The sequence below is a fragment of the Polaribacter sp. genome, assembly GCF_965656025.1.
GTDB lineage: Bacteria > Bacteroidota > Bacteroidia > Flavobacteriales > Flavobacteriaceae > Polaribacter.
On the sequence record NZ_CBFHJT010000004.1, the window covers coordinates 4,453 to 19,377 of the forward strand.

Sequence of the window (14,925 nt, forward strand, 5' to 3'; positions counted from 1 at the left end):
TAATCTACCAAATCTTTTATCAGTAGCTTGTATTTGTTTTTAGCGGCAGAAACATTGGTGTCAAAAGTGGTATAATTACCCACAGAGCAAAAGAAAATAGTACGAACTTTTTTATTTTTTTTTATATTTAAAATGGTATCAAAATTATCGAAAGGATCTTTTTTAATATTTACTAAAACTGCGAACCTGTACCAAACACTAAGCAATCGTAATTTAAAAAAATCGTTTAAAAAAGCACCTGTTGTACGTATTAAACTTTTATGCTTATATGCAAACGCATTGTCTATATCAATCGTAGAAATAAAGGTATATTTTCTATTTTCAACTTCATAGTCTGGAAACTTTTCTCTTAATGCTTTTAATAATTTATAAGCCCAAATATCTACAACTGGCTTTTCTAAAAAATTATTATTGTATGCTAAGCTTTCTTCTGCAGTAAAGCGACCATGCTTATCTTTCACATGAGGTAAATATTCTTCGTATCTAGAAATTAAGTAAAAACTAGCCGCAAAAATATCAAAAGGAATGGCAGACTTATTTCCTGTTGCAAAAAAACAAGGTACATCTTCCCAGTTTTGTACATTTATTTCTAAATCGTTTACACCTTGTTCAAATAACAAGTCGTTACTTTTTATAAAAAACTCATTACTTAAAGGTGATTTTGTGTAGGTTAACTTTGGACCATTGTGGGCCACAAATTCATCCACTTTAGTGGTAAAACTAACAGGTATTTGTAATGTTCTAGTTAAAATATGTTTAAATATATAACGAACTCTGGGTGTAATTTTATGTGTGTAAACTAATATCATTCTATAAATTGCAGGTTAGTATTTTAATAATTATTAAAGAATCCCTTCATCTGCAAAGCTAAAATACGCTTTTTCGGTAATTATTAAATGATCTAGAAGTTTAATATCTAAAGTAGTGCCAGCTTGTTTTATTTTTTCTGTTAAATTTTTATCTGCTGTACTTGGCTGTAGTTTTCCTGAAGGATGATTATGACAAACAATAATGGCTACAGAAGCTAATTCTAAGGCTCTTTTAAACAACAATCTAACATCTACAATGGTTGCTGTTAAGCCACCTTTACTAACTTGATTTTTAGCTAAAACTTTATTAGAATTACTTAAAAAAATCACCCAAAACTCTTCATGTTCTAAATCGCCAATAATGGGTTGCATTACCTCTGCTACATTTTTACTGCTGGCAATTTTTGGTCTTTCTAATGCTATTTCTAACTGCCTTCTTTTACCCAATTCTAAAGCTGTAATTATGGCAATTGCTTTTGCCTCTCCAATACCTTTAAATGTAGTTAAATTTTCTACAGATAACTTTGCCAACTCATTAATATTACTGTTTACAGACTTTAAAATCCTTTTAGACAGTGCAACTGCACTCTCGTTTCTATTTCCAGAACCAATTAAAATAGCAATCAATTCTGCATCAGACAAAGCTACTTTGCCTTTTGCTAATAACTTTTCTCTAGGCCTATCATCTAAAGCCCAAGATTTAATAGTAAATTTTTCTTTTTCCTTCATTTTTTAAAAATACAAAAAAGTAAGTTATTGCATAAATTTGCTTTTTTTTATTAAAGCTCCTTAACTCTTTATATCTTTGCAGTAAATATTCTATATTTAAAATATGAAGATTATTATTGCTGGTGCTGGAGACGTTGGTTTTCATTTAGCAAAACTGCTTTCTTACGAGTCTCAAGATACATATATTATAGATTTTGATGGCGACAAACTAAATTACATCAATAATCATTTAGATGTAATTACTCAAAAAGGAGATGCTACTTCTATAAAATTATTAAAAGAACTTGGTGTAGACTCTGCAGATCTTTTAATTGCTGTTACAGAAAGTCAGAATACCAATTTTACTATTTCTGTAATTGGTAAATCTTTAGGAGCTAAAAAAACAATTGCGAGAATAGACAATCCAGAGTTTTTAAATGAGTGTGAAGTAGACTTTAAAAAATTTGGTTTAGACTTTATGATTTCTCCTCAAGAACTGGCAGCAAATGAAATAAAGATGCTTTTAAATCAATCTTCATTTAACGATACTGTTGCTTTTGAAAGTGGAACTTTTAATGTAATGGGTACTTCCCTAACCTACAAATCTCCTTTAGTAGATTTAACTGTAAAAGAGGCAAAACAAAAGTTTAGAAATATAGATTTTATTACTATTGCCATCAAGAGAGATAATGTTGCTCAAACTATTATTCCTAGAGGTGATGTAACCTATCAGTTAAATGACCAAGTATATTTTTCTGTACCCAATTATAGTATGAAGGATTTGTATCCTATCATTGGAAAAAAACAGTTTAATATTAAAAATGTAATTATTTTAGGCGGTAGTAGTATTGGCGAAAAAACAGCAAGAAATCTTTGTGAAGATAATTTTAGAGTTAAATTAATTGAAAAAAATAAAGAAAAAGCAGAAAATTTAGCAGAAAGTTTAGACAATGTTTTGGTTATTAATGGTGATGGTAGAAACCTAGAACTTTTAGAAGAAGAAAATATTAGAGAAACAGACGCTTTTATTGCGGTTACCAACAACTCAGAAACCAACATTATGTCTTGTTTGGTGGCCAAGTCTAAAGGCGTAAAAAAAACCATTGCACTTGTAGAAAATATGGACTATATCGATATTTCTCAAACAATCGGTATAGAATCTCTTATTAACAAAAAACTAATTGCCGCGAGCAATATTTTTAGACATATTAGAAAAGGAGAAATATTAGCTTTAGCAAACTTACACAATATAGATGCAGAAGTTTTTGAGTTTGAGGTAAGACCCAATGCAAAAGTTACTAAAAAACCTATTCGAGATTTAAACGTACCAAGAGAAGCTGTTTTTGGAGGTATTATTAGAAATGGAGAACCATTAATGTCTTTTGGAGGAATGCAAATACAAGACGGAGACAAAGTAATTGTGTTTTGTTTACCAGAAGCTATAGAAACAGTAGAAAGCCTCTTTAGATAAAATGGGCACTATAAACACAAAAATAATTTATAGGTTTTTAGGCATTACAGCCATCTTAAATGGTTTGTTTATGTTTTTAGCTGTACCATTTAGTATTTTTAATGATGAACCCGAAAAATGGGGTATTTTAAATGCTGGAATTATTACTGTTTTTATTGGTATTATTCTCTACTTTGCAAACAAACCTACAAGTACAAACATTCAAAAAAAAGAAGGATATTTAATTGTAACCCTAGGATGGCTAACATTATCATTTACAGGAATGTTGCCTTATTTACTTTCTGGTGCAATCCCTAGTTTTACGAATGCATTTTTTGAAACCATTTCTGGTTATTCTACCACAGGTTCTTCTATTTTAACAGACATAGACAATATGCCAAAAGGGATTTTATTTTGGCGAAGCGCAACACATTGGATTGGTGGAATGGGGATTATTGTTTTAACCATAGCCATTTTACCGCTTTTAGGTATTGGTGGTATGCAACTTTTTATGGCAGAAGCACCAGGACCATCTGCTGATAAATTACATCCTAGAATTACCGATACAGCTAAAAGGCTCTATTTAATATACGTTTTACTTACTTTATTAGAGTTTCTATTGTTAAAATTTGCGGGTATGAATTGGTTTGACGCCATCAATCATGCAATGGCAACCATGAGTACTGGTGGTTTTTCTACCAAAGGTGATAGCATCGCTTTTTACAATGGTAAACCTTTAATACAATACATAATTATTGCATTTATGTTTATTGCAGGTACCAACTTTGTACTTACTTATTTTGCGTTAAAAGGTAAAGTTCAAAAAGTGTTTAAAAGTGAAGAGTTTAAATATTATCTATTTGGAATTTTAAGTATTTCAACTATTATAACAATTATTATTATCTTCTTTCAAGACCCTAATTTAGAGAGCGTTTTAGCACATCCAAAAGTGTTAGGAGAAACAGAAAGTGCCATCAGACACTCTTTATTTATGGTTACTTCTGTAGTTACTACAACTGGTTTTGTGTCTGCAGATTTTACCATGTGGAATTTCTTTGCTACAGGTATTTTCTTTGCTTTATTTTTTACTGGGGGTTCTGCTGGCTCTACAAGTGGTGGCGTAAAAGTAGTTAGACATATAGTAATGCTAAAAAATAGTTTTTTAGAATTTAAAAAAGCCTTACACCCAAATGCAATTATACCTGTGAGGTATGATGGACAAACCGTAAATAAAAATATCGTTTTTAATATTATATCGTTTTTTATTATTTACATGCTAATTTTTATAATGTCCTCAGTTGTTTTAACTTTATTTGGGTTAGATTTTATGTCTGCATTAGGTGCAGCAGCCTCTTCTTTAGGTAATATTGGACCAGCAATTGGCTCTGTAAGTCCTGTAGATAATTTTAACCATTTAACAGATACTGCAAAATGGTTTTGCTCTTTTTTAATGTTAATTGGTAGATTAGAGTTATTTACAGTTTTAATTTTATTTACTCCGTTTTTTTGGCGCAAAAACTAATTTTTATATTTTAGTAATACCTTTTTAACAATTTTAAATTTTAAAGATGAAGAAATTAATACTACTAATTGTATTTGCAACATATTTTTTACCGACAAAAAATCATGCACAAGACAAAGAACTAATATTTAACAACTTAACATATATTAACCAACAATTTAATTTATATAATGAATTTCAAACACTTTGGGCTATAGATTATAAATCTAAAGAAATAATTTGTTTTGATAAATTTGGCTCTTACCACGCAAAAATTTCTGATATCATTATAGAACCCAAAAATAATAGTGCTGAAACATTAAATTTTAAATGTATTTCTGGTTCTTGTTTAAAACCTTCTGGCTCATCTGCAAAAAAAAGAGATTCTTACAGCATGGGGTTAAGTAAAAACTTAACAACCGTTACAAGAAAATTTCAGGAGATTTTAAAGCAATATGGTAATACAAACTCTAATAGTAACGTTATAGATAATTCAAATAAATATAACTCAGGTATTAAAGAAAGTGTAGGGGAAATTTTAAATAGAATTACAGAAATATTTCAAGTAGAAAACAAATACAAACATAAATGGTATGCAAATTGGAGTGAGAATTATATTTATAGTAAAACTGAATCTTGTGAAGTTAGAATTCCTTTAGGAAAAAACATCTCTATCGAAAAAACAGAAAGAGGATATAAGTTTATTTCTTCAGAAAAAAACCTTAGAGAAAAATGTACCAGTTTTGATAATCTTGTGGTTAATACATATCAAAATATTAATTCTGAGGAAGCAAAAAACGAAGTGATTTTTCTTTTTAAAGAAATTCTTTCTATAACAAAATAAGTGTTTTCAGAAAAAACCCTTACTTTTTTTATCAAATTATTTTTTTGTTAAGGTGAAGTGAACCTTATATTATCTTATTGTTAATAAGCTTTTTGAACTTTTATCTTTTATATTTATTTGTATCTTTAACAGATTAAAATCAATTAAATATGAAAAAAAAAAACTTATTTAAAATTGTAACACTTTTATTTTTTACAATTTTTTCAATTAACTTAGGTGCTCAAACCACAATTTATTCAGAGAATTTTTCTGATCAAAACGATAAAGGAGCTGTAGGACCAACACCAACTACAGATTTAACTGGTGTAGATTGGACAATTGATATATCTGCTGCAGATTTATCAGCAACTTCTGACTGGTTTAAAGTTACTGCAGAAGTTTTTGAAGCAAGAGATATTGATGGAAATTCAATTTGGCTTTCACCATCAATAAACATTAATGGTTTTACAGGGGTTTCCTTTAGTTTATCTGCTGCAGAATCAGGAACTATGGAAGCTGCTGATATTTTTAACACAGAATATAGAATAGATGGTGGTGCTTGGACAGCAGCAGCCACAAATGGCACATTAAATGATGATTTCACAAGTGCTACTGTTTCTCAAACTGGATTAAGTGGTGCTACTTTAGAACTAAGAGTTACCATGAATAATAATTCTGGTACAGAATATCATAGATTAGATGATATTTTAGTGCAAGGTACAGCACCTACAGATCCAATAATTGGTTTTGACACAGCAACAAGTACTGAAACAGAAACAAATACTACATTCAATGTTTCAATTCCTGTTTCTGTAACAAACCACGATGGAAATCAAATAGATGTAAGTATTGCAAGCTCTGGAACTGCTGAGCCTGCAGATTTTACTTTAAATACAACAACCCTTTCTTTTACTTCAGATGGTACTCAAAATATTTCTTTAGACATCAACCCAGACACTAACGACTTTGATGACGAAACTATAATATTAACACTAACAGAAACAAGTGCTGTAACTGGTTTAATTATTTCTGAAAGTACACATACAGTTACAGTTTCTGATGATGAAACACCCCCTAATATTGGGTTTGACTCTGCTACAAGCTCAGAAAATGAAACGGATGCTACCTTTACAAGTGCAAACATCCCAATTTCAGTATCTAATTACTCAGGTACACAAATAGATATAGATATAACAGTTACAGGAGGTACTGCAGAAGTTGGAGATTATACTTTCACATCACCTACATCTTTTTCATTTACAGGAAATACAACAGATAATTTAACATTTAGTATTAATGATGATGCAGATACAGATGATGAAACGATTATTTTTACAATTACAGAAACAAGCGCTGTTACTGGTTTAGTAATATCACAAGCCACACATACTACAACAATAATTGATGATGAAATACCTCCTATGCCAACTGCAGGCAATGTATTTATTACAGAAGTCTTAGATTCTGATGTCGGTTTTAATAATGATTATTTAGAATTATTCAATAACTCATCAGAAAGTGTGAGTCTTTCAACAAGTAAACTTATCAGAATGTCTTCTGGTGGAACCGTTGAATATGTATATGATTTTGGTACAGATGAATCGAATACATCCTTAGACCTTACAATACCTGCGTTTGGTTTTATTATTATTTCTCGAGGTTCTAATAGAGCTGATTATAATACTGCATTTGGTATTACATTGCCAGTTTCTGTTAATTTTAATAGTGGAAACACCAACCTATTCTTTGGTTCAGGTAGAAGATGGGCTTTAAAAGTTGGAGGAACTGCAGATACAGATGATGGTACTTTAATTGATGACACCTTAACAGGAGTTGGTTCTTCAAAAGATTATAGAAATATATTTACAAATACTTTTATTTCTGGTTCAGCTAACGATGGTACACCTGGAGAATTAGAATATTTGGTTTATAATGGAGGTAACTGGATAAACTCTGTAGCTTTAGATGCTACAACAGGTACAAAAGATGCATACATTTATGACGCTCTTACATTGTCTGCTAATACTGAAATAAATGATTTAGGTATTGCTTCTGGTGGAAGTTTAACTATAAACTCTGGAAATTCACTTATTGTAAATGGTACTTCATCTGGTAACGTAACTTATCAAGTAACAGCAAATGACACCAATTGGCATTTATTATCAAGCCCTGTTGTTGGAGCCATGTATGATGGAACTTGGATTGCAGATAATGATATCGATGATACAACAGGTTCAGGAACAAATATTGCAATTAGCACCTATTCTAATGGTGTTGATGCTGATGGAGATTGGACTTATGCTACAGATGCAGCTAACTCAGGAACTTTTGCAACTGCACAAGGTTATTCTATTAAAAGAGATGCAACTACCAATGCTTACATCAGTTTTTCAGGAACAATAAAAACAGACAATTTAACAAGCAGCATAGATCAAAATTTGAATAATTGGAACTTAAAAGGAAATCCTTATACTTCTTATATTTTAGTGAGCGATTTAATTTCTGATAACGCTGCAAACTTAACTGATACCCACGAAATGGTTTATGTTTGGGACGGATCTGCATACACTGCTTTATCAGGTACAGATTACATCCATCCAGGACAAGGGTTCTTTGTAAATGCTGATAATTCTTCTGCTGATAATTTTACAATTGACGCCTCTAAGTTAAGTGCTCAAACTGGTGTAACTTTATACAAAGGTACTTCCGAGATGGCTATTAGTTTAGGAATGACAGATGGAACTGCTCATACATCTACTAAAATCATTTACCAAGAAGGTAAATCAAAAGGTTTAGATCCTAGGTTTGATATAGGTACTTTTACTGGTGTTTCAACAGCATTTAGTGTTTACTCTCATTTAGTAAATGATAGTCAAGGAGTAGATTTTATGAGACAAGCATTACCAACCTCTAATCTAGAAAATATGGTAATTCCAATTGGTGTAATTGCTCCTTCTGGAAAAGAAATTACTTTTACAGCAGAAGCTTTAAATATTCCTGATGGATTAAATGTGTATTTAGAAGACAGACAAAACAATATATTTACAAAACTAAATGAAGAAAATGCCAGTTATAAAGTAGTACTTTCTGAAAAGTTAGAAGGCATTGGTCGTTTTTACATGCATACTGCTTCTAAAGTCTTAAGTACACCTTCAGAAATTTTGAATAGTGTTAGCATTTTTAAAACAGATAATACAAATATTAAAATTGCAGGTTTACAAAGTGGAGAAGTTTCTGTGAAAATTTTCAACATTCTAGGAAAACAAGTTTTGGCTAAATCGTTTACAGCTAATGGTCCTGAAAACATTTCTTTACCAAATTTAGCATCAGGTATTTATATTGTTCAATTAAAAAATGATGCAGGAACGTTGAGTAAGAAAATAATTTTAGAATAAGCCAATAATCTTAAAACGATACAAATCATGAAAAAAAATATAGATAATACACAAAGAAACGAAGAGATTTCAAGAAAAGATGCGATAAAGAAAATTGGTAGCTATGGTAATTATGCTGCATTAACTGCACTTGGAACTTATATGATTTTAAATCCGAAAAAAGCGCAAGCGCAAAGTCCAGAAGCACCTGGAACAGGATTTTAAAACAGAATAAAAAGTATTAAAAACGTCTCGAATATTTTCGAGACGTTTTTGTTTTATAAAACTATAAAAATACCTACATTTATTTTTTATGAAATACAATACCACTTTTTTACATAAACCAATTGAAGACAAAACCATTGCTTGGTTTGAGAGTAGTAATGAATATCTTGTTTTAGAAAATACCACAGCAGATATTTTAAAAAGATTGAGCAAAGGAATCTCTGTAAAAGATATTGCAGCAGCTTTATCTAAAAAGTTAGATGTTCCTGTGGGTAAAGCTATAGACTTTATATTAGACTTAGAAAAGAAAATTTATGCTCCGAAATCTACTAAAAAAACAAGCTTTGTAAATGATTATAGAGATATTGAAAAACCTAATAACTTTGAGTTTACAAAATATTATAAATTAAATAATTTAGTATTTAAAGTAGCTTTTTCATCAGAATACGAGTTGTATTTAGTTCATCCAAAATTTGCGCATTTAGAGGTAAAAAATCCTCAAAATATTGCTCATGAATTTATAGTTTTTTTAAACAATAAATATGTTTTTTTCTATGTAGACAAAAATTTTATTGGTGCTTGGAGTAAAAAAGAAATTCATTTTTTTCAAGGAAAATTTTCTATGGAGTTAATTCAAAAAATCCATCAGAAAAAAGAAAATGAATGGATGGGTGTTTTTCATGCTTCTGCCGTTTCTAACCAAGAGAAAACCATTTTATTTTTAGGTGATTCTGGTAATGGAAAAAGTACCTCTTTGGCATTATTACAGGCCAATGGTTTCACCTGTTTAGCAGATGATTTTGTGCCAATTGATACTAAAAACATACATGTGTATAGTTTTCCTGCATCTATTTCTATTAAAAAAAATAGTATCGAAACTTTGCTTTCACTCTACCCTGAATTAGAAAATACTGCTGAATATCACTTTAAAAGATTGAATAAAATTGTACGATATTTAAAACCTAACAACACTAATTTTAATGCTCATTTACCTTGTAATGATTTGGTTTTTATCAAATACCAAAAAGAGAGTGATTTACAAGTTGGTAAAATTTCAAAAATAGAAGCCTTTCAAGAATTAGTTCCAGATTCTTGGCTATCTCCTCTAAAAGAAAATGCAGAAAAGTTTTTAGAATGGTTTGATCAAATAAACTGCTATCAAATTACGTATTCTAACAATAAAAAAATGATTGATACTGTTTCAAAAATCTTTAAAAATGACTTATAAGGAAACGCTTTTTTTTGTAGGTAAATGTTTGACAATAAATCATGAAGAACACAATAAAATCATTGTTGAAAACGAATTAAAGTCTGAAAATATAGATTGGGAAGCAGTTGTGAAACTAAGTACAGAACATTATGTTTTTCCTACGCTTTATTGCAATCTTAAAAAAGCTAATTTCTTATCATTTTTACCAAATGATTTGGTGGAATATATGAAGCATATTACTAATTTAAATCGTGAAAGAAATGAGCAAATAATTGGGCAAGCCAAAGAAATTAATGCTCTTTTATTAGAAAACAACATCTCCCCTATTTTCTTAAAAGGTACAGGTAATTTACTAGAAGGTTTGTATGATGATATTGCAGAGAGAATGGTGGGTGATATTGATTTTATCGTATCAAAAAAAGATTATTTACAAACTATTGAATTGTTTGGGTTTCATGGTTATAATAGGGTTAGTAAAGATGATTATAGCTTCCCTCAATTTAAGCATTATGATAGGTTGCAAAAAGAAAATAGAATTGCTGCAGTAGAAATACATAAGGAGTTATTGATTGAAAAATATGCAAAAGAATTTAATTATGAGGTTGTAAAAAAAACAGTTCAAAATAATAATGGTGTTCAAGTAATGAGTTTTGACAATCAATTATCTTTATCTATAATAGCGAAACAGATAAATGATGATGGTTTGCATTATAAAAATATTGCCCTAAGAAATGCCTATGATGTTTTTTTATTATCAAAAAAAACAATAGCAAAAAATGCTTTTTCAGGTTTTGAAACTTTAAGAGAACCCTTAAACAATTTTTTAGCAATATGCTATACTACATTTGGAGAAATTAACTCTTTGAATTACAACAAAACAGAAGAATCAGAAAAATATATTTCTGTATTTTTAAATCATTTAGAAAACCCTGTAAAAAGTAAAAAAACTGAAAAGAATACAAAAACAAAACTGTTTCTACAAAAAAGACTTTCTATTATAAAAAAATCTTTTTTAGATAAAGATTATAGAACATGGTTACTAAAAAGAGTTTCCGATAAAAAATGGCAACAAGAAAAACTGATACAATTAGGGTTAAAAAAATCTAAACCAAACTCTTAACCTCCTCAAAATTTAAACCACCATAATTACCAGAACTCATTAGTACTACTGCTTTATTTTCTAACTCTAAATTGAATAGAAATTTTTTAAATTCTTCTGGATTCGTGTAAATTATTAAGTCTTCTCTTTCAAAAGCTTGTGCAATTTGTTCTTTAGTAACTTCTTCTAACTGTTTAATTTTAACAGCGTGTGGCGAGTAAAAAACAACAGCTTTATCAGCAAAATCCAGTACACCTTTATACTCTACTAAAAACTCAGCGTTTAAGCTAGAATAGGTATGCAACTCTAAACATGCAAGTACATCTCTTTTTTTATATTGCTCTTTAACTGCTTTTGCTGTAGCTGCTACTTTACTAGGACTGTGTGCAAAATCTTTAAAAATAACGGTTGATGAATTTTCTGCAATTTTCTCTAAACGTTTACTTGCTCCTTTAAAACTAGCTATCGCCTCATAAAAATCATCTTCATCTATACCCATATGTTGACAAATCCATTTTGCACCAGCTAAGTTTTGTAAATTATGATTCCCAAAAATTTCTAAAGGCAAATCTCCTTCTGCTGTTTCTAAAAAAGTAATTCCGTTTTCTATAAAATGTTCTGGAGTTTGGTATGGGTATTTTTTTATGTGATTTGTAGACGATTCCACTACTTCTTTTACAATTTTATCTTCTTCATTATAAACCATACTTCCTCCATTTACCATAGAATCTGTAAAAATCCGAAACTGTTCTGTGTAGTTTTCAAAAGTTGGAAAAACATTGATATGATCCCAAGCAATACCACTTAACAAAGCGATGTTGGGTTTGTATAAATGAAATTTAGGACGCATATCTATAGGTGAACTCAAATATTCATCTCCTTCTAATACTATAAATTCATTTTCTTGGGTTAAATGCACCATGGTTTCAAAACCATCTAATTGAGCACCAACCATATAATCTACTTCTTTTTCGTGATAATTTAGCACGTGTAAAATCATAGAAGTTATAGTTGTTTTTCCATGAGAGCCCCCAATAACAACTCTGGTTTTGTCTTTAGATTGTTCGTATAAAAATTCTGGATATGAGTAAATCTTCAATCCTAATTCTTGTGCTTTTAATAATTCAGGATTGTCGTTTTTAGCATGCATTCCTAAAATAACAACATCTATATTAGCGTTGATTTTCTCTGGAAACCAACCAAATTCTTTAGGCAGTAAACCATATTTTTCTAATCTAGATTTAGAAGGATCGTGAATGGTATCATCACTTCCAGCAACTTGGTATCCTTTTTGGTGTAAAGCTATAGCAAGATTGTGCATTGCGCTTCCACCAATAGCAATAAAATGAATATGCATGTATCAAATTTTTAAAAAAGTAAAAATACAAAAGCTCTCTACAATATTAATTATATTTAGAACGAAACTCAACTAAAAGTTGCTTTTACTTACAAGAAATACTCGTTTACTAAATTTAGATTGCTTATATTCTTTATTTAGAGTTGTTTTGTATGTATAAAATAAAATTATTATGAAAAATAAAATTACATTTATAATCCTATCCATTGTATTTACTTCTGTTGTAAATGCTCAAAAAAATTACGATGGTTTATGGACCAAAGTTGAAAAACTTGAAGTACAAAACTTACCAAAATCTGCTTTAAAAATAGTAGATACTATTTACACGAAAGCATCTTCAGAAAACAATAACGAACAAATCATAAAATCGCTTTTTTATAAGAGCAAGTTTGCTTTAATTCTTGAAGAAAATCCACAATTAAAAATTATCAATGATTTTAAAAAAGAAATCAACAACAATACTTTTCCTACAAAAAACATTTTAGAAAACGTATTAGCCAATTTATATTGGCAGTATTTTAATCAAAATAGATATCAATTTTACAATAGAACTAAAATAGAAAGTAAAAATAGTGTTAGCGATTTTAGAAAATGGGATCTAGAAACACTTTTTAATGAAATTCACATTCATTTTAAAGCCTCTTTACAAAATGATAAAAAACTGCACACTTTAGATATTGGTGCGTTTTCTGAAATTCTACAACTAGAAAAGGATGCTAAAGTTTACAGTCCAACTTTATTCGATTTTTTGGCAAATAATGCTTTAGTATTTTATAAGACCTCAGAAACGTCTATCACAAAACCAAGTTATAAATTTGAAATTGATGATGCCAATTTTCTAAAATCTTACAAAGAATTTTCTAAGTTAAAAATAGCTTCAAAAGATAGTACCTCGCTTCAATTAAATGCTTTAAAAATTTATCAAAAACTCATTGAATTTCATCAAAATAAAAAAAATAAAAGTGCACTAGCTGCCATAGATATTGATCGATTGAAGTTTGTTAAAAACAATGCGGTTTTTAATCAAAAAGACAGTTTATTTTTAAACACTTTACAAAAAACTCAACAGATACATACAAACCACAAATCGGTAGGGTTGTACGCATTTGAAGTTGCACAATCATTTTATTTAAAAGCTACAATTGATAAAGAAAACATCACAAAAAACAAGGAAGCATTAAGTATTTGCAATACAATACTTAAAAATTATCCTAAAAGTTTGGGTGCAAAAAAATGTTTTGTTTTAAAGAATAAAATAACAGAACAATCTTTATCTATCAAAACAGAAAAATACATTCCAATTCAACAAAAAACGAGAGTTTTAGTAACATACAAAAATATAGAAAGCCTCTATTTTAGGGCCTTTAAAATATCTAAAAAAGAACTTAAAGAATTTCAAAAAATATACAACCCAACTAAAAAAATCACTTTTTTAAAATCTTTGAAAAAAGAAAAAGAATGGTACAAAAAACTAACAAATAAGCAGGATTATTTAAGTCACACCACAGAAATATTTACACCTGAATTTAAAAATGGCATGTATTTAATTGTGGCTTCAAACAAATTTGGTTTAAAGGAAAAACAGCTTTTTGGGACAGCTGTGTTGCAAGCAACCAATCTTACTTTAGTACAAAACACTTTTAACAATAGTTATAATTTTCAAATAGTAGATAGAAATAATGGCAAACCCATAAAAAACGCAAATATTCATTTACAAAATGCACCAAAAAATAAAACAGCACGCATCAACAAGAATTTATGTACGGATAGAAAAGGATTTGCTTCTTTTAAAACTTCAAAATATTATCAAAATGTAAATATTGAAGTTACCACAAAAAAAGATACTGCTTTTTTTGGCAGTCAATATTTCTACGAACAAGATACTGATAGTAATCTAAATGAGGAGGAAGATGAAATTATTATTAAACCATTTATTTTTACAGATAGAAGTATTTATAGGCCAGGTCAAACTGTTTATTTTAAAACCATTTTTATTCAAAAAAATAACCACCTAACAAAACCCTTCAAAAACAAATATATTAAGATAGAATTATTAGATGTTAACGACCAAGTTGTTGATGATGTAGATATACAATTGAGTGAATTTGGTTCTGCCTCAGGAGAATTTATCATCCCAAATAATGGTTTAACGGGTCTTTTTTCTATCTCTTTTAATGAGAGTGATAAAAAATATGTTAGTTCAAAATTCTATGACGATGTAGCTTTTGATTTTGACGATGACTTTTATATTTCAGTAGAAGAATACAAAAGACCCAAATTTAAAACAGAGTTTAAACCCATCACAGAAAGTGTTCAGTTAAACGATTCTGTTAAGGTTAATGGTTTTGCAAAGGCATTTTCTGGAGCTA

The 14,925-nt window shown here is 29.3% G+C and carries 11 protein-coding genes; 8 read left to right on the forward strand and 3 right to left on the reverse strand.

Annotation, left to right across the window (positions count from 1 at the left end; all coding sequences use genetic code 11):
- Both ACTG3S_RS01255 and radC read right to left on the reverse strand, forming a co-directional pair.
- Nucleotides 1-809, reverse strand: an 809-nt coding sequence (locus ACTG3S_RS01255) for a DUF7033 domain-containing protein (protein ID WP_439127561.1), incomplete at its 3' end; no start/stop codon positions are given.
- A 33-nt stretch (nucleotides 810-842) separates the two neighbouring features.
- Nucleotides 843-1,538 carry a RadC family protein gene (radC, locus tag ACTG3S_RS01260; RefSeq protein WP_439127562.1) on the reverse strand — a complete coding sequence of 232 codons (696 nt, stop codon included), beginning with the start codon at nucleotides 1,536-1,538 and terminating at the stop codon, nucleotides 843-845.
- A 103-nt stretch (nucleotides 1,539-1,641) separates the two neighbouring features.
- Between radC and trkA the strand changes: the two genes are divergently transcribed.
- The 7 genes from trkA to ACTG3S_RS01295 all read left to right on the forward strand — a co-directional run bounded on the left by trkA (nucleotide 1,642) and on the right by ACTG3S_RS01295 (nucleotide 11,220).
- The gene (trkA, locus tag ACTG3S_RS01265; RefSeq protein WP_439127563.1) at nucleotides 1,642-2,988 is read left to right on the forward strand and encodes a Trk system potassium transporter TrkA; all 1,347 of its coding nucleotides are present in this window, start codon (nucleotides 1,642-1,644) and stop codon (nucleotides 2,986-2,988) included.
- A 1-nt stretch (nucleotide 2,989) separates the two neighbouring features.
- Complete coding sequence (locus ACTG3S_RS01270; protein WP_439127564.1) at nucleotides 2,990-4,489, forward strand: TrkH family potassium uptake protein; 1,500 nt, start codon at nucleotides 2,990-2,992, stop codon at nucleotides 4,487-4,489.
- A gap of 46 nt (nucleotides 4,490-4,535) precedes the next feature.
- Nucleotides 4,536-5,312 (forward strand): hypothetical protein, encoded by a 777-nt coding sequence (locus ACTG3S_RS01275; RefSeq protein ID WP_439127565.1) that lies wholly within the window; start codon nucleotides 4,536-4,538, stop codon nucleotides 5,310-5,312.
- Between the two features lie 149 nt (nucleotides 5,313-5,461).
- Nucleotides 5,462-8,686, forward strand: a complete 3,225-nt coding sequence (locus tag ACTG3S_RS01280) for a T9SS type A sorting domain-containing protein (protein ID WP_439127566.1) — start codon at nucleotides 5,462-5,464, stop codon at nucleotides 8,684-8,686.
- 27 nt (nucleotides 8,687-8,713) lie between these two features.
- Nucleotides 8,714-8,890, forward strand: a complete 177-nt coding sequence (locus tag ACTG3S_RS01285; protein WP_439127567.1) for a hypothetical protein — start codon at nucleotides 8,714-8,716, stop codon at nucleotides 8,888-8,890.
- An 88-nt stretch (nucleotides 8,891-8,978) separates the two neighbouring features.
- Nucleotides 8,979-10,118 carry a hypothetical protein gene (locus tag ACTG3S_RS01290; RefSeq protein WP_439127568.1) on the forward strand — a complete coding sequence of 380 codons (1,140 nt, stop codon included), beginning with the start codon at nucleotides 8,979-8,981 and terminating at the stop codon, nucleotides 10,116-10,118.
- The gene (locus tag ACTG3S_RS01295; RefSeq protein WP_439127569.1) at nucleotides 10,108-11,220 is read left to right on the forward strand and encodes a nucleotidyltransferase domain-containing protein; all 1,113 of its coding nucleotides are present in this window, start codon (nucleotides 10,108-10,110) and stop codon (nucleotides 11,218-11,220) included. Before ACTG3S_RS01290 ends, ACTG3S_RS01295 begins: the two co-directional genes overlap by 11 nt.
- Here the strand turns inward: ACTG3S_RS01295 and ACTG3S_RS01300 are convergent.
- Nucleotides 11,204-12,556 (reverse strand): UDP-N-acetylmuramate--L-alanine ligase, encoded by a 1,353-nt coding sequence (locus tag ACTG3S_RS01300; RefSeq protein ID WP_439127570.1) that lies wholly within the window; start codon nucleotides 12,554-12,556, stop codon nucleotides 11,204-11,206. The genes ACTG3S_RS01295 and ACTG3S_RS01300 overlap by 17 nt on opposite strands.
- Nucleotides 12,557-12,728: 172 nt before the next feature.
- On the opposite strand from ACTG3S_RS01300, the gene ACTG3S_RS01305 reads away from it, so the two are divergent.
- The coding region (locus ACTG3S_RS01305) for an MG2 domain-containing protein (RefSeq protein WP_439127571.1) at nucleotides 12,729-14,925 on the forward strand (2,197 nt) is incomplete at its 3' end.

What these genes read in the sequence shown, in the direction of transcription:
- ACTG3S_RS01300 (WP_439127570.1), bottom strand. Translation starts at nt 12,556, where the DNA reads ATGCATATTCATTTTATTGCTATTGGTGGAAGCGCAATGCACAATCTT.
- ACTG3S_RS01275 (WP_439127565.1), top strand. Translation starts at nt 4,536, where the DNA reads ATGAAGAAATTAATACTACTAATTGTATTTGCAACATATTTTTTACCG.
- trkA (WP_439127563.1), top strand. Translation starts at nt 1,642, where the DNA reads ATGAAGATTATTATTGCTGGTGCTGGAGACGTTGGTTTTCATTTAGCA.
- ACTG3S_RS01295 (WP_439127569.1), top strand. Translation starts at nt 10,108, where the DNA reads ATGACTTATAAGGAAACGCTTTTTTTTGTAGGTAAATGTTTGACAATA.
- radC (WP_439127562.1), bottom strand. Translation starts at nt 1,538, where the DNA reads ATGAAGGAAAAAGAAAAATTTACTATTAAATCTTGGGCTTTAGATGAT.
- ACTG3S_RS01290 (WP_439127568.1), top strand. Translation starts at nt 8,979, where the DNA reads ATGAAATACAATACCACTTTTTTACATAAACCAATTGAAGACAAAACC.
- ACTG3S_RS01285 (WP_439127567.1), top strand. Translation starts at nt 8,714, where the DNA reads ATGAAAAAAAATATAGATAATACACAAAGAAACGAAGAGATTTCAAGA.
- ACTG3S_RS01280 (WP_439127566.1), top strand. Translation starts at nt 5,462, where the DNA reads ATGAAAAAAAAAAACTTATTTAAAATTGTAACACTTTTATTTTTTACA.
- ACTG3S_RS01270 (WP_439127564.1), top strand. Translation starts at nt 2,990, where the DNA reads ATGGGCACTATAAACACAAAAATAATTTATAGGTTTTTAGGCATTACA.